Source organism: Limnochorda sp. L945t, from assembly GCF_035593305.1.
Lineage (GTDB): Bacteria > Bacillota > Limnochordia > Limnochordales > Geochordaceae > Carboxydichorda > Carboxydichorda subterranea.
The window spans coordinates 3,122,321-3,137,037 of the sequence record NZ_CP141615.1; the positions used below are offsets into that span (position 1 = coordinate 3,122,321).

12 protein-coding genes and 1 pseudogene are annotated in these 14,717 nt (G+C 69.2%); 7 read left to right on the plus strand and 6 right to left on the minus strand.

Translation table 11 applies throughout. The features are described from left to right. Positions 1-3 precede the first annotated feature (3 nt). Positions 4-912 (plus strand): dTDP-4-dehydrorhamnose reductase, encoded by a 909-nt coding sequence (gene rfbD, locus U7230_RS14470; RefSeq protein ID WP_324716538.1) that lies wholly within the window; start codon positions 4-6, stop codon positions 910-912. Between the two features lie 34 nt (positions 913-946). Here rfbD and U7230_RS14475 read toward each other — a convergent pair whose 3' ends face one another. Further along, positions 947-2,200 (minus strand): MFS transporter, encoded by a 1,254-nt coding sequence (locus U7230_RS14475; RefSeq protein ID WP_324716539.1) that lies wholly within the window; start codon positions 2,198-2,200, stop codon positions 947-949. Between the two features lie 252 nt (positions 2,201-2,452). Here U7230_RS14475 and U7230_RS14480 point away from each other — a divergent pair, with 252 nt between their 5' ends. Beyond that, positions 2,453-3,559 carry a S1C family serine protease gene (locus tag U7230_RS14480; RefSeq protein ID WP_324716540.1) on the plus strand — a complete coding sequence of 369 codons (1,107 nt, stop codon included), beginning with the start codon at positions 2,453-2,455 and terminating at the stop codon, positions 3,557-3,559. 26 nt (positions 3,560-3,585) lie between these two features. Here U7230_RS14480 and U7230_RS14485 read toward each other — a convergent pair whose 3' ends face one another. Together U7230_RS14485 and U7230_RS14490 are read right to left on the minus strand one after the other, a co-directional pair. Continuing rightward, a complete protein-coding gene (locus U7230_RS14485; protein ID WP_324716541.1) occupies positions 3,586-4,611 on the minus strand; it encodes a 1-phosphofructokinase family hexose kinase in 1,026 nt (341 codons plus the stop codon). A gap of 15 nt (positions 4,612-4,626) precedes the next feature. Next, positions 4,627-5,373, minus strand: a complete 747-nt coding sequence (locus tag U7230_RS14490) for an SDR family oxidoreductase (protein ID WP_324716542.1) — start codon at positions 5,371-5,373, stop codon at positions 4,627-4,629. Between the two features lie 423 nt (positions 5,374-5,796). Between U7230_RS14490 and U7230_RS14495 the strand changes: the two genes are divergently transcribed. The 5 genes and pseudogenes from U7230_RS14495 (at position 5,797) to U7230_RS14515 (ending at position 12,082) form a co-directional block, all read left to right on the plus strand. Then, entirely contained in the window at positions 5,797-6,810 is a 1,014-nt protein-coding gene (locus tag U7230_RS14495; protein WP_324716543.1) for a sugar-binding protein, read from the plus strand. A gap of 122 nt (positions 6,811-6,932) precedes the next feature. Further along, positions 6,933-8,525 carry a sugar ABC transporter ATP-binding protein gene (locus U7230_RS14500; RefSeq protein ID WP_324716544.1) on the plus strand — a complete coding sequence of 531 codons (1,593 nt, stop codon included), beginning with the start codon at positions 6,933-6,935 and terminating at the stop codon, positions 8,523-8,525. 6 nt (positions 8,526-8,531) lie between these two features. After that, a complete protein-coding gene (locus U7230_RS14505) occupies positions 8,532-9,518 on the plus strand; it encodes an ABC transporter permease (RefSeq protein ID WP_324716545.1) in 987 nt (328 codons plus the stop codon). A gap of 491 nt (positions 9,519-10,009) precedes the next feature. Beyond that, positions 10,010-11,195: pseudogene (locus U7230_RS14510) on the plus strand (IS3 family transposase). Between the two features lie 302 nt (positions 11,196-11,497). Next, positions 11,498-12,082 carry an ABC transporter transmembrane domain-containing protein gene (locus tag U7230_RS14515; RefSeq protein ID WP_324716546.1) on the plus strand — a complete coding sequence of 195 codons (585 nt, stop codon included), beginning with the start codon at positions 11,498-11,500 and terminating at the stop codon, positions 12,080-12,082. Here U7230_RS14515 and dhaL read toward each other — a convergent pair. From dhaL to U7230_RS14530, 3 genes are all read right to left on the minus strand, one after another. Further along, complete coding sequence (gene dhaL / locus U7230_RS14520) at positions 12,018-12,683, minus strand: dihydroxyacetone kinase subunit DhaL (protein ID WP_324716547.1); 666 nt, start codon at positions 12,681-12,683, stop codon at positions 12,018-12,020. The two genes, U7230_RS14515 and dhaL, sit on opposite strands and share 65 nt — an antisense overlap. Before the next feature lie 13 nt (positions 12,684-12,696). Beyond that, a complete protein-coding gene (locus U7230_RS14525) occupies positions 12,697-13,704 on the minus strand; it encodes a dihydroxyacetone kinase subunit DhaK (protein WP_324716548.1) in 1,008 nt (335 codons plus the stop codon). 65 nt (positions 13,705-13,769) lie between these two features. Next, positions 13,770-14,705, minus strand: a complete 936-nt coding sequence (locus U7230_RS14530; protein ID WP_324716549.1) for a dihydrodipicolinate synthase family protein — start codon at positions 14,703-14,705, stop codon at positions 13,770-13,772. Positions 14,706-14,717: the final 12 nt, after the last annotated feature.

A 14,717-nucleotide genomic window follows, 5' to 3' on the forward strand; every position in this document is an offset into this window, starting at 1 on the left:
CGATTGCGGATCCTGGTAACCGGAGGCCACGGGCAGGTGGGAAGGGAGCTCGACCGCCTCGCCCGTGGCCCCGGTGCGACCGGCGCCACGTCGCTGTGGGCGCCGGGACGCTCCGAGCTCGATGTGACCCGCCCGCACGAGGTGCTCGCCGCACTGCTGGACTTCCGGCCCTCGGCGGTCATCCATGCGGCGGCGCTCACCGACGTGGATCGCTGCGAGCGGGAGGTCGAGCTGGCGCACCAGGTCAACGCCGAGGCGACGGCCGAGCTGGCCAGGGTGTGCGCCCGGCATCGCATCCCGCTGGTCTACGTGAGCACCGACTACGTCTTCGACGGGGCGAAAGGTCGCCCGTACGTCGAGGGCGACACTCCCCGGCCCCTGAGCGTCTACGCCCGGACCAAGTGGCAAGGGGAGCAGGCCGTCTCGGCGGCAGGCGGGCCTCATGCGATCGTGCGCACCGCCTGGGTTTACTCCATCTTCGGGCGCAACTTCGCGGTGGCCATCCTGGAGGCGGCCCGCCGATCGGCGGAAGAAGGCTCCGGCGAGCCGCTGCGGGTGGTGGCCGACCAGGTGGGTTCGCCGACCTACGCCCGGGACCTGGCCACGGCGCTGTTGCGCATGGTGGAGATGGACCTCGCCTCCAGCCGGCGGCTCTTCCACGCCGCCAACGCCGGGGCCTGCTCCCGGTGGGAGCAGGCGCGGGCGCTCGTGGCCCTGGCCGGCTGGGAGGTGCCCGTCCTCCCCGTCTCCACCGGCGAGATGCCGCGCCCGGCCCGCCGGCCGGCCTACTCGGCCCTGGACAGCGGAGCCCTGGCGGGCGAGGGCATCGCGATGCGGCCGTGGGGCGAGGCGCTCGAGGCCTTCGTCCGGGAGCTGGCCGAGGCCCGGCCCGACCTGGTGCGCCGGCCCTGAGGGCGCGCAGGCGACGTCCCCGGCGGGATGCCGGTCACGTGCCCCTGGCACGGTCTCGAGCCCGGGCGGCCGCCTGCCGCTGCATCGCGGCGAGCGGGAAGATGCTCGCCAGCTCCAGCAACAGGGCGAAGCCGATCAGGTAGGCCGGCGACAGGTCGTACAAGAAGCCCATGGCCGCGCTCCCGGCGAACCACGCCACGCCGAAGGCCGTGTTGAAGACGCCGTAAGCCGCGCCCCGGACGGCGGCCGGGGCCAGGTCGGCGATCGCTGCCCGCATGATGGTCTCCTGGACCCCCATCGCCGCCCCCCACAGCAGGACGCCCGTCCACGCGGTGGCCGCCGACGGCCCGAAGGCCAGGACGACGGCCGGTATGGTGAGCAGCGGCGCCGAGAGCAGGGAGGCCATCCCGCTGCGATCGTACAGCCTGCCGGCCGCCAGGGCGGTGAGCGCGTCGACCCCCATGGCCACGGCGAACGCCACCGGAATCACGGCGTCGGCCATCAGACCGTGAGCCTTGAGGTGGTACGAGATGAGCTGGAAGTGAGCGAACCCCGCGACGCTGAGAACCGAAAAGGCCACGTAGAGCCAGAACGTCGCGGGAAGCTTCGCCTCGGGCCGAACGCTCTCCTGGCCGGCCCGAGGTGCCGATTCTGAGGTCGGGCCTGGCGCCTCACCGGGCGCGCGCTCGAACTGCGCCGGCGCCGGGAAGATCACCCGCGCCGCCGCCAGGGTGCCGAGGGCGAGCAGCGCCGGGATCAGAAGGACGGCAAACCCTCGCGCGTACCCCTCCCCGGCGAACAGCGCCCCTGCCACCAGAAGAGGCCCCGTCACCGCCCCCACCTGATCCAGCGCCTCGTGCAAACCGAATCCGAACCCCCGGCCCACCTGGTGAGTGGCGTAGGAGAGCATGACGTCGCGGGAAGGCGTGCGGATCGCCTTGCCGATGCGCTCGACGACGATGAGCCCGGCGGCGACCTCCCACCGGCCGGCCAGGGCCAGCAGGGGCACGGCCAGAAGGTTGATCGCATACCCGATGCCCGTCAAGAGCCAGTACCGGCGCAGCCGGTCGGCCATGTAGCCGGAGCCCAGCCGCACGGCGTAACCGGCCAGCTCTCCCAGGCCGGCGACGACGCCCACGGCGCCGGCGCTCGCACCCAGGGCGAGCATGAACGGCCCCGTTGCGCTGCGCGCTCCCTCGTAGGTCATGTCGGCGAAGAGGCTGACGAAACCCAGGAGCACGATGAACCGTATCGCTCGCCTGCGATCCGCGCTCTCCGGGGTAGCCACGGGGACGACCTCCTCATGCGAGCCATGTCGCGGCGGTGCGAACAGGTCAGAGTTCGAGCGGAGAGACCCTGTCCCTGCCCGTTTCCCGGCCAGCACGGGAGCAGCACGCGGTTCGCACGCAGAATCGTTGCCAAAGCCCTGTTGCGGTTGCCAAAGCCCTGTTGCGGTTGCCAAACCCCTGTTGCGGTGGCCATCGGGTAGAATAGTAATCAGCAGGGAAGAGACAGGCCCCCCAGGGAGGAGGTTCCTACCTTGGACCATGCCCCCAGGTCCGGTGCTCGAGCGACGGGTCGCTTCCGCGTATCGAGGGTCGCGATCGCGCTCCTGATGGTCATCGCCGGCGCCTCCGGGCTTGCCGCGCTCGACGCGCCGCCGACGCGGGCCCTCGAGCCCGGAGAGCAGGCCCTCATCGACCTGTACTCCAGGGTGGCGCCCGCGGTGGTGAGCCTCGGCGCCGCCGATCGGCTGGGGTCCGGCTTCCTGATCGATACGGCCGGGCACATCGTGACCAACAACCACGTGGTCGCGGGCGTCCGCACCCTCGACGTTACCTTCCTGGACGGCACCATCCTCACGGGCACGGTCGTGGGGACGGATCCGGACAGCGACCTTGCCGTGGTCCAGATCGACCGGGTGCCGGCTGGCGTACGCCCCTTGACCCTGGGAGACTCGGACGGGCTGAGGGTCGGGCAACAGGTCATCGCGATCGGTAACCCCTTTGGGTTTAGCGGCACCATGACCACGGGGATCGTCTCCGGGCTCCACCGGGTCATCCCGGCGGGACTGAGGCCCTTCTCCATCCCGGACGTCATCCAGACGGACGCGGTCATCAACCCGGGCAACTCGGGGGGCCCGCTGCTCGACTCGTCCGGCACCGTCATCGGCGTGACCACCGCCATCCAGAGCCGCACCGGCGTCTTCGCGGGCGTGGGGCTGGCGGTGCCCTCCGGCCTGGTGCGCAAGGTGGTGCCGGTGCTCATCGAGCGCGGCAGCTACCAATGGCCGTGGCTGGGGGTGTCCGGCACCAACCTCTCGCCGGCGGTCGCCCGGGCCAACGGCCTGACCAGCACCCGCGGCGCGTACGTGCACCAGGTGGTGCGGGGCGGCCCGGCCGACAAGGCAGGGTTGCGGGGCACGCAGCAGGTCACGCGGCAGGACGGGCAGGAGGTCCAGGTGGGCGGCGACGTGATCGTCAAGCTCGACGGCCGCCCCATCGACAGCTTCGACGACCTGTTGCTGGTGGTGGCGCGCTACACCGAGGTCGGGCAGACGATCCAGGTGCAGGTGGTCCGGGAGGGCAAGACGCTCACGCTCCCGGTCAAGCTCGAGGCCCGCCCGGCCACGGTGCCGGCGCAGTAAACCCGGTTGTCCCGGCGAGGGCGGCTTTACGCGGGCAGCGGCGTGACCGTTACCCCGGCCTGCAAGGCGGCCACGGCCTCAGCCGTCACCAGCCCGCCCCCGAAAGTCGTCACGTCGGCGGTCCCGGCTGCCACGCCGAAGGCGGTGAGCTCCGCCAGGGCCATGCCCCGGGCCAGCCCGAGCGCCAGGGCGGCAACCATGCTGTCTCCGGCCCCGACGGGGTCGACCACGGCGACGCGCGGGGCCACCACCCGCCACGCGCCGGCTGCGTCGACGGCGAGGGCGCCGGCACTTCCCAGCGAGACGACGGCTGCCTGCGGGCCCCACCCGAGCACGGTCCGAGCCGCCCTCACGAGGCGCTGCTCGTCTCCTGCCTGTGGCTCGTCGAGGGTGCGTTCACCGGACTGGGTGACCGGCCGCTCGCCTGCCGGCAGGATGCCCTGCTCGCCCAGCTGCGCGGCCAGTTCGAAGAGTTCCTGGCGGTTGGGCTTGATGAGGTGGGGGCGTGCCCGCAAGCCCAGGAGCAAAGGTTCCTTGCTCGAGTCGAGGAGGGTCCAGGCGCCCGCCCGCCGGGCCGCTTGCAGCACCCGGGCGTAAAAGTCCCGGCGCAGCGTGAGCGGCAGGCTGCCGCTGCACACGACTACGTCGGCCTCGCCGGCCAATCGCTCGAGGGCGGCCGCGAGCTGTTGGACGCGCCGGGCATCGGCGTGGAGCCGTCCCTCTTCGTTGATGATGGTCGTCTCGCCGTTTCGGGGGTCCACCACGAGCGTGCAGGTGCGCGACAGGCCGTCCACCTCGACCAGGGTGGCCGGGATCCCTTCCCGCTCGAGATCGTCTCGGATGAACCGGCCCGTCCACCCGGCGACCAGGCCCACCAGGTGGGGCTCCCCGCCTAGCGCCTTCACGGCCCGGGCGACGTTGGCCCCCTTGCCGCCCGCCACCGTGAGGGTCTGGTCCGTGCGAAAGACCCTTCCCGCCCGGAAGTCCCCCACGGCCACGGTCCGGTCGATGGCCAGGTTGGGGCCGAAGACGACGATCCGGGCCACCTTCACCAGGGCTCCCTCATGTCACAAAGGCTCTCGCATGGGGCGCATCACGACCTCAATGATGCGCGACTTGGGAGGTTGGGCCACGGCGAAGTAGACGGCCTCGGCCACGTCCTCGGGATCGAGGTACTCCTCGAGCTGGGGGTCACCGGGCGTCCGCCCGGTGCCGAGCGCGAAGTGCGTGTGCACTCCGCCGGGGGCGATGGTGGTGACCTTGACCCCGTGCGGGCGCAGCTCGTAGTCGAGAGCCTGCGCGAAACCGACCTGCGCGTGCTTGCTCGCGCAGTAGACCGCCTCGTTGGGAAGCCCCTTCTTGCCCGCCACCGAGGCCACGATGACCACGTGGCCCGACCCCTGGCGCTTCAGGTGGGGCACGGCGAAACGGGCGAACAAGAAGGTGGAGCGCATGTTGGTCTCCATGATCCAGTCGTAGTCGTCCGGGCTGAACGCCTCGAGCGGCCCGTACTTGCCCACCCCGGCGTTGATGACCAGGATGTCGAACCCGCCCAGGGTCTCGATGGTGGCGGCGATGGCGCGCTGCACGTCCTCCACCCGCCGCCCGTCCCCGGGCAGCACCAGGGCGCGTGCCCCCTGGGCCTGCACGGCGCCGGCCACCGCCCGGAGGTCCGGCTCCGTCCTGGCGAAAAGGGCCGCATGCACTCCCTCCCGGGCCAGGCGTATCGCCACCGAGCGCCCGATGCCGCGGCTCGCTCCGGTGATCAGCGCGACCTTCCCCCGGAGCGCACCCCCACCCTGCTCTGCCGCCACTCCGGCAACCCCTCCCGCTCCTGCTCCTGCTGCGCTGGTCTCTCGCCACGGCCCTGCTTTCGGTGCGAGGGCTCGAGGCCCCTGTTTCCCGGTACCCGGGAGAACTCCTGCAGCGTCATGGGCGTGAGTCCATCCTTCGTAGGAGATCTCGACAAAGTCGGACGCCACAGGCCCGGACAAAGCGGAGCATGCACGGCCGCCCGTCCGGCGGCCACCTGGCCCCATGCTCCGGCTTGATACCGTTTGTGTAGCCCGTGTGCACGCATCCCTGTGCGGGCGGGAGGAATGGCGAGCTCCGTGTCGTAACCGATTCACGCGGGACTAAGTCGGCGCGTGCAACGAAGTTGCGTGGCGGTACGATACGAGCCCGCGGGGACGTGGGGTTGCGATGGCAGGGCAGCGAAAGGAGGCGGGATCATTTCTATGAGACGGAACGTACTGGTCGTCAGTTTGCTCGTCGTCGCGCTGGTGGTGGGGTTGTCGGCGGTAGCGCTGGGGGCGGCCAAACCCCCTGGCAGTAAGTTGACGTTCGCCTGGATCCCCAAGGCGCTCAACAACCCGGTCTTCGAGCTGGGGCGCGACGGCGCCTTCGCCAAGGCGAAGGAGTTGACCGCCAAGGGGCCGTATCAGGTCGAGGTGCTGTACGTCGGCTCCGTGGCCTCCGACGCGGCGGAGCAGGTCCGCGTCATCGAAGACGTCATCGCCAGAGGAGTGGACGGCATCGCCCTTTCAGCGAACGACCCTACGGCGCTGGCAGACGTCATCAACAAGGCGGTAGCCGCAGGCATCCCGGTCATGACCTGGGACAGCGACTCACCGGACAGTAAGCGGTTTACCTATCTGGGCGTCAACAACTACGAAGGCGGCAAGGCCGCGGCGGACCTCCTGGTCCGGGCCATGGGGACGAAGGGAAAGGTCGCCCTCCTGACGGGTGTGCCGGGTGCCTTCAACCTCGAGGAACGCATCCGGGGATTCAAAGATGGAGTCAAGAAGTACCCGGGCATCGAAGTCGTTCGCACGGTGTACTGCAACGACGACATCAACCTGGGCGTACAGGTCGTCGAGGAGACCATGCAGGCGTACCCGGACCTGAAGGGCTGGTTCTTCGTCGGGCTGTGGCCGCTTTTCGCCGAGCGTGGCTCGATGCCCCTGTGGGAGGCGGCGGCCAAGAAGGGTATGAAGACGGTCGCCTTCGACACGTTGCCGGTGGAGCTCGAGTTCTTGAAGGACGGCTACCTTGCCGGCCTGGTGGGCCAGAAGTACTGGGGATGGGGATACGACTCCATTCAAATCCTCTACGACCGGGTCGTCCACGGCAAGCAGTTCCCCAAGTGGGTCGACTCGGGCATGGACCTCGTGACCGCCAAGAACGTCAACGCCATGATCCAGGCGTGGGAGAAGAAGGACTTCACCAAGCCTCTGCCGCCTCCATATTGAGCCGGGCGGCAGCACGCTCGGGCAGCGCCTGGCGTAAGGTGCCATGCCACGCCGGGGGCGCCGCGTACGGCCGCCCCCGGCGTGCGAAGCCGAGCCCGACGACACCTGAAGGGTCGGTCCGGATGCACGCTGCAGCCTCCGAGACGGGCCAGCCTTACTGGCTGCTCATGAAGGGGATCTCGAAGAGCTTCCCCGGGGTAAAGGCCCTCGACGACGTGGACTTCGAAGTGGCGCCGGGCGAAGTGGTCGGGCTGGTCGGCGAAAACGGCGCCGGCAAGTCGACGCTGCTCAAGATCCTGAGCGGGGCTTACCGCCGCGATGCGGGAAGCATTTACGTGGCGGGCCGGCCCGTGGAGATCCAGGATCCCAACCATGCTCGCCAGCTCGGCATCGCGACCATTTACCAGGAGTTCAACCTCGCGCCCAACCGGGACGTGAGCGCCAACGTCTTCCTCGGGCGGGAGATGCGACGCGGCGGGTGGGCGGGCTGGCTCGGGTTGGTCGATGCCGCATCCATGCGGCGGCGGGCCCGAGAGGTGCTCGACGGCTTAGGGGTGCCGCTCGACCCGGGGGCCGTGGTCGGCCGGCTGTCCGTGGCATACCGCCAGTTTGTCGAGATTGCCAGGGCCCTTGCCTTCGAGTCGAGGCTGGTGGTCATGGACGAGCCGACGGCCTCCTTGGGCCAGGAGGACGTGCGGCGCCTCATGGACGTAATCCGGGCGCTGGCGGCGAGGGGCATCGGCGTGGTCTTCGTCAGCCACCGGCTCGAAGAGGTGCTGGCCATCGCCCACCGGGTCGTGGTGTTGCGGGATGGCCGCCGGGTGGGGCAGATGGCGGCCAGGGATGCCACGGTGGAGGCTCTGGTACGCCTGATGGTGGGGCGGGAGGTGGAAGAGCGCGGGGCCGGTCGCCGCAGTACCGTGGGGGAGGCTACGGGCGTAGCGCCGCAACCGGCCAAATCGGCCCCCCTGCTCGAGGTGCGGGCACTGAGCCGCGCTGGCGTCGTCGAGAACGTGAGCTTCACGCTCCGCGGCGGCGAGATCCTCGGGGTGGCCGGCCTGATGGGAGCGGGGCGCACCGAGATGGTGCGGCTGCTGGCGGGCGCCGACCGGCCGACCGGCGGCGAGATCCGCCTGGAGGGCAGGCCCCTTGCCATCCGCTCTCCGGCGGACGCCATCCGGGCCGGGATCATGCTCGTGCCCGAGGATCGCCAAAACCAGGGGCTCATCCTCAAGCTGCCGGTGCTCGAAAACATCGGGTTACCCTCCCTCGATCGGTTGAGCCGCGCCAGGGGCTTCGTGGTCAACCGGCGCGCGCTCGCCCGGATGGCAGAGACGCAAGTGCAGCGCCTGCGCATCCGGACCTCGGGGCTTTCGCAGAAGGCCATGTTCTTGTCCGGGGGCAACCAGCAGAAGGTGATCCTGGCCCGTTGGTTGGCCCAGGAGCCCAAAGTGCTCATCCTGGACGAACCGACCCGGGGCATCGACGTGGGCACCAAGGCAGAGGTGCACGAGCTCATCAGGACGCTGGCCAGGAGAGGGATTGGCGTGATCATGGTCTCCTCCGAACTGCCGGAGATCCTGGCGCTGTCCGATCGGGTGCTGGTCATGCACCGGGGACGGGTGGCCGGCCAGTTGGATCGGGCGGAGGCCACCCAAGAGCGCATCATGTGGATGGCCACGGGACATCGAGCGGTGGCGGCCGGAAGGGTGTAGCGAGGCATGATGGACCGTACGGCCAAGGTCGAAGACGTTTCCCCGGCCCGGCGGGCGGTGGCCGGCATCCGGATGCAGGAAGTGGGCATCCTCGCGATCCTGCTGGTGATGTCGGCGCTGCTCGCCATCCGGGCGCCTCAGTTCCTCACCAGTACCAACATCTTCAACGTCTTGCGGGCCTTTTCGTGGATCGCCATCGCGGCCTTCGGCGAGGCGCTCGTGATCATCACCGCCGGGATCGACCTGTCGGTGGGCTCGGTCATGGCGGTCGCAGGGCTGGCCTCTGCGATGATGCTCACGGCGGGGCACTCGACGACGCTGGCGGTCGTGGCGGGGTTGCTGACGGGACTGTTCGTTGGGGCGGTCAACGGAGCGCTCATCTCGTGGGGGCGGCTGGCTCCGTTCATTGCGACCCTGGGCACCATGAGCATCGCGCGGGGCTTCGCCTACGGGCTGACCGGGGGCTGGCCCGTGCGGGGCCTGCCGGCATCGTTCAACTTTCTCGGGCAATACGACCTCCCCGTGGGGCCGTGGAAGGTGCCGCTTCCCGTCATCTTCATGCTGCTGCTCGCCGTCATGGCCCACTTCTTCCTCAACCGGTCCGTCTGGGGCTACCGCATCTACGCCGTGGGAGGCAACGAGCAGGCGTCGGCGCTGGCCGGGGTCAACGTCCGGCGGATCAAGCTCCTGGTCTACTCGTTGAGCGGTCTGCTGGCGGGCGTCGGCGGCATCCTGATGACGGCCCGGCTCGGGGTGGCGGCGCCCACGGCAGGGCTCGGCTACGAGCTGGACGTGATCGCCGCGGCCGTCATCGGCGGCACCAGCCTCATGGGCGGCGAGGGTACCATCCTGGGGGTGCTCATCGGCGCGGCCATCATGCAGGTCATCCGCAACGGCCTCGTGTTGATGGGCTTTCCCGCCTACTGGCAGCCGGCGGCCATCGGCGCGGTCATCATCGTCGCCATCATGATCGACCAGCTCCGCCGGAGGTGACGACCCCATCCGGCAGAGGTCCGGCGGCGCCTGCCGGTGTCAGGACCGCTGCTCCTTCTGGATCACGCACAGTTGTTCGAATGTCCCGCCAGACCTCGTCAAGTAGAGGATGCCCCCACGAGGGCGATGAACCTGACAGGCCGGGCAGGCGCGCCTCGGGGCGCCGCACCTCCGTCCGGTCCAGAGCCACCACGTGCCGGCCGGGCACGGTGCCGGCCCGAAACACCCTTGTTGCAGCGGGCCATTGCAGGATGGCGTCGTGGATGCCCCAAGCGCTGGGAGCTCGGCGAGCATGGCCCGGTCTCGGATACGGTCGCGCAGCGGTGAAAGATGCGGACCCAACGGCTTACGAAAGGCCCCCTTCCGCGCCCACCGGGCCAGCTCCATCACGGACGGCACGCGCAGGGCAAAGCCGAAAACAAAACTGGGGTTGACCCGATTCCGCGGACACCTGCGCACTTGGGGCGGAGCCCCAACAAGGAGGGTGTCCCATGCCACCAACCCGACCCCCCTACCCGCCGGCGTTTCGCGCCGAGGCCGTGCGGCGGGTGCGCACCTCCGGCAAGACACAGAAGGCGATCGCCGCGGGCCTCGGGGTCTCCACGGAATCTCTGCGCAAATGGGTACGCCAAGCCGCGATGGACGCAGGGGACGCGAGGGCCTGACCACCGCCGAACGGGAAGAGCTGCAGCGGTTGCGGCGTGAGGTGCGCATTCTCCGGGAAGAGCGAGCGATCCTGAAAAAGGCCGCGGCCTTCTTTGCTCGGGAGACCGACCGGACCCGGTAGCCGCCTTCCGGTTCGTGGAGCAGCAGAAGGCCGAGCATTCCGTCGCCATGCTGGGCCGGGTGCTGGACGTCTCCGCCAGCGGGGACTACGCATGGCGCCACTGCCCGCCCTCCCGGCGGGCCCAGCAAGACCGGGAACGCATGGACCGCATCCGGGCCATCCATGCGGCCAGCCGAGGCACCTACGGAACGCCCCGGGTGTGGGCAGAGCTGCGAATGGCTCCCGGCATCGACTGCTCTCGCCAGTGGCTGGCCCGGCTGATGCGCCAGATGGGCCTGCAGGGGGCGCATCGACGCACGGGGCGGGGCCTCACCCGCCGGGACCCCCGCCGGCGGGTCTTCCCGGACCGCGTGCAACGCGTCTTCGCCGCCGATGCGCCCGACCGCCTCTGGGTGGCCGACCTGACCCAGCATCCCACCGACGAGGGGTGGCTGTACCTGGCGACCGTCCTCGACGCCTTCTCCCGCCGGGTGGTGGGCTGGGCCATGGGGGAGCGGCCCACGGCCGAACGGGTCATCGACGCCCTGAACATGGCCGTCTGGAATCGACGGCCCCGTGGCGAGCTGGTCCATCACTCCGACCACGGCGCCCAGTACCCCTCCCTGGCCTTCAGCCGCCGCCTGGAGGCGGCCGGGATCCTGGGCTCCATGGGCTCGGTGGGGGATGCCCTGGACAACGCGGTGGCGGAAAGCTTCTTTGCCACCCTGCAGACCGAGCTGCTCGACCTGAGGCCGTGGCCGACCCGCCAGGTGCTGAAGACCGCTATCTTCGAGTACATCGAGGCCTTCTACAACCGCCGCCGGCGCCACTCGGCCCTCGGCTATCTCAGTCCGGACGAGTTCGCGAGGAGGTGGTACCTCCACCACGAAGTCCCTGATACGGCTGCTTAGCCACAGGTTGTCCACGAAACTGGATCAACTCCATCGGCTTCCGCAACCGGCTGCTGGTGCTGGTCAACTGGGGTTGGAACTATCTCTTCTACGACCGGGGCGTGCGGCGCATCACCGCTGAAGAGCCCGCGGCCCGCCCGGACGGCGGGTCGAGGGATGAGTCGAGAGTCGATCCACATGAAGATCTTCTGGACTCCCCTGGGTAAGCAAAGGGCAGAGTTCCTCTGGCTTCTGACCGTCAGCGGCCTGCTGGGTGCCGCCGAAGCCTTGCTGCAGCCCCTCATGGGGCCTTTGCGAATCGGGTGGTCCTCGACCTCGATCTGCGGCTCTTGGAGCAAAGCCTGCGCCTCGACTGGCAGGCGTTCAACCGCCAGGGGTCGGGCTCCTTCGTGAGCCGCATCCACAAGGACGCGTCCGAGGGGTTCGTCCCCGCGCTGAACCTTGCGATCACCTTCGTGCAGCAGGCGCTCGCCGCTTCGGTCTTCGTCGCCGTCCTGCTCTACCTGTCCTGGAAGGCCACCCTGGCGCTCCTCCTCATGGTTCCACCGCTTATGTGGGCCGCCCACCGTGTGGGAAGGCGCGTCCGGCAGGTCACCTCCGAGGAGCGCGAGCACGAGGCCCGCTTCCTTCACATCCTCACGGGCTCCCTGAAAGCCTTTCGCATCCTGCGGGCCGTGTCCCATCTGCACCCGCCCACCCTCGCGGCCAACCGGCGCGCCCTGGGCGCGTACCTGGACAGCACCTATGAAAACCTCCGGCTCCTGAGCCTCCAGCGGAGCCGGCGAGCGTCAGGGCCAACGTGGACAGGCTGCTTGAACCGCCTCAGCAAACCCCGGCTTGACCCGGCCGCTCGGTGCGCGCCGCGTACTCAGCCAGGGCCTTCATGAGCAGCATCCCGACGGTGGCGCCGGGGTCCGGTTTGCCCAGGGTCTTCTCGTGAAAGCAGGCGGCCTTGCCGTGCTGCGCCACCATGTCCTTGGTGGCCTCGAGACCCTGCTCGGCTGCTCGATAGGCCGAGGCCAGGCCCTCGGCCACGCTTTGACCGCTGGCAACCGCCGCCTTGAGGGCCTCGACGGCGGGATGGAGCGCATCCAAGACGGTCTTGTCTCCAGGCTTCGCCTTTCCCCGGATCATGATGCCTTCGACAAAGGCGGCCATCATGGCCGCCACGTCTTCCAGCGAGACCGCTTGCTTCCCGGCCACTGCCTTTCCGGCCCGCATGAACCCCGTCCCCATCAAGGTGCCCATGGTGGAGGGAGCGGTCGAGGCAATGACCATGCCAGCATTTCCCAAGACCTGGCCGACGTCCGTCTCCTGCATCGCCGCGACCGCATCCGCGGCCGCTCGAAAGCCTTTGCTCATGGTTAGGCCAAGATCGCCGTCGCCGATGACCTGGTCGAGTCGCCCGAGTTCCTCCTTGCACGCTTCTATGTGCGCCGCCAGGTTGGTCAGGATGGCCTTGACGTCTTGCGCACCGAGCGTTTCCATGCCGGAACCCCCGTCAAAGCTGCCCCTGAGCAAAGAACGGCGTACTCGCCGGCCTGGCCAGGTAGCGCTTCAACTCGTCGTCCAACCGCAGCAGCGATATGGAAGCCCCGGCCATCTCCATGGACGTGGCGAACTCGCCGATGTACGCGTGCCAGACCCGGATGCCCTCGGCGTTGAGCACCTGGGAGACCCTCCGGTAGAGGATGTAGAGCTCCTCTTTCGGCGTCGCCCCAAGGCCGTTTACCAGAACCGAGACCTCATCGCCTCGCTTGAAGGGGAGATCCTCCATGATGGCCCGCAACATCTCGTCCACAACCTCGTCAGCGGGTTTGAGCGGCGCCTTCCCCTTCACGCCCGGCTCGCCGTGGATCCCCATCCCGATCTCCATCTCTCCCTCGTCGAGCTCGAAGGTAGGCCGCCCGATCTCCGGAATGACGCAGGGGGAAAGCGCCACCCCCATGGTCCGAACGTTGTCCCCGGTCTTGAGGGCAAGCCGCTCGACTTCGTCCAGGGAAGCCCCCTCCTCGGCGGCGGCTCCGGCGACCTTGTAGAGGTAGAACAACCCTGCGACGCCCCGCCGCTTGTCTTCCCTGCCGCGTGGAGCAGACGCTACGTCGTCGTTGCCGATCACCGTCTCCACCCGAATTCCTTCGACGGCCGCCATCTCCGCCGCCATGTCGAAGGTCATGACGTCGCCGGTGTAGTTGCCGTAGATGTAGAGCACGCCCTCGCCGGCGTGAATGGCCCGGGTCACCTTGAGCACTTGCTCAGGGCTGGGAGACTGGAAGACGCCCCCTACCGCGCACCCGTCGAGCATCCCGTCCCCCACGTAGCCGAGGAACAGGGGCAGATGCCCGGAACCGCCCCCGGTCGCCAGGGCGACCTTCCCGTGCTTCTTCCGGGTCCTGACAAGACAGCGCAGGTCGCCGTGCACGAAGGTCAGTTGATCCGGGTGCGCGGCGTAGATGCCTTCCAGCATGTCGTCTACAAACCGTTCGGGGGCATTGATGAGCTTTCTCATGCCTGTTCAGGTCCCTCCTCATGACGGCGGCGCTATTCAACGGCCACCGCGTGACGGACGCGCCCTTACCACCGCCACGTCCAGCCTTCGTCGGCCCATATGGCGCGGAGCCGCTCGATCACCGGAGCCGCTTCCGATCTTGAACATTGGGTAAGCGGAAGCCGGACGCTGCCACCGCCCAGCCCCCTGTCCTGGGCGACCGCCTTGAACAGGTCCAGGCGGTCCCCCTCGCCCAGCAGCGCCGCGACGCGGCGTACCACCGCGTACCAGCGTGACTGCCCGGCCCGGTCACCTTGCCGGATGGCCCTGAATAGCTCGACAAACGGCTCGGGAACCACCGACGCCGTTCCCGAAACCACCCCGTCGCCTCCGGCGCGCATGAACGCCAGCGAAAGCGTGTCGCTGCCCGCCAGCACCGCGAAGGCGCGCGCGGCCGCCAGGGCCTCCCGAACCTCCAGGAGATCCAGCAGTGACCGCATGTCGCCACTCGAATCCTTGATCCCCGCCACGTTTTCGAAGGCCATGGCGAGTTCGCGGGCGAGGGCCGCGCTGATGCGATTACCGGTACGAGCCGGGATGTTGTATAGATAGACCGGCATGTCGCCTGCCGCCGAGGCAACCGCCCGGTAGAATCCACGCAGCGCCGGCTCATCCAACCTGTAGTACCAGGGCGTGACGCAAGCCACCGCGTCGACTCCCACCTCGGCGACGGCCCGCAGCGCTTCCTGGGTCCCCTGGGTCGTTGCGGTCGTCACTTGCACGGCAACAGGGATCCGCCCCTTCACCCCCCGGACCAGCGCCTGCGTCAGCGCGACGCGCTCGTCATCACTCAGGAAGACGGCTTCGCCGGTGGTGCCGGCAACGAAGAGCCCGTCGACTCCCCGCTCGACGAGCCACTCGGCCAGCGCTGTGGCCGCTGCCAGGTCGACTCGCTCGCCATCGTCGGACATGGGCGTGATGGTGGCCACGACGAGCCCATTGAACGGTGTCTGGCGCGACATTGCGCCATTCCA

What these genes read in the sequence shown, in the direction of transcription:
- U7230_RS14525 (WP_324716548.1), bottom strand. Translation starts at nt 13,704, where the DNA reads ATGAGAAAGCTCATCAATGCCCCCGAACGGTTTGTAGACGACATGCTG.
- U7230_RS14530 (WP_324716549.1), bottom strand. Translation starts at nt 14,705, where the DNA reads ATGTCGCGCCAGACACCGTTCAATGGGCTCGTCGTGGCCACCATCACG.
- U7230_RS14500 (WP_324716544.1), top strand. Translation starts at nt 6,933, where the DNA reads ATGCACGCTGCAGCCTCCGAGACGGGCCAGCCTTACTGGCTGCTCATG.
- U7230_RS14505 (WP_324716545.1), top strand. Translation starts at nt 8,532, where the DNA reads ATGATGGACCGTACGGCCAAGGTCGAAGACGTTTCCCCGGCCCGGCGG.
- dhaL (WP_324716547.1), bottom strand. Translation starts at nt 12,683, where the DNA reads ATGGAAACGCTCGGTGCGCAAGACGTCAAGGCCATCCTGACCAACCTG.
- U7230_RS14495 (WP_324716543.1), top strand. Translation starts at nt 5,797, where the DNA reads ATGAGACGGAACGTACTGGTCGTCAGTTTGCTCGTCGTCGCGCTGGTG.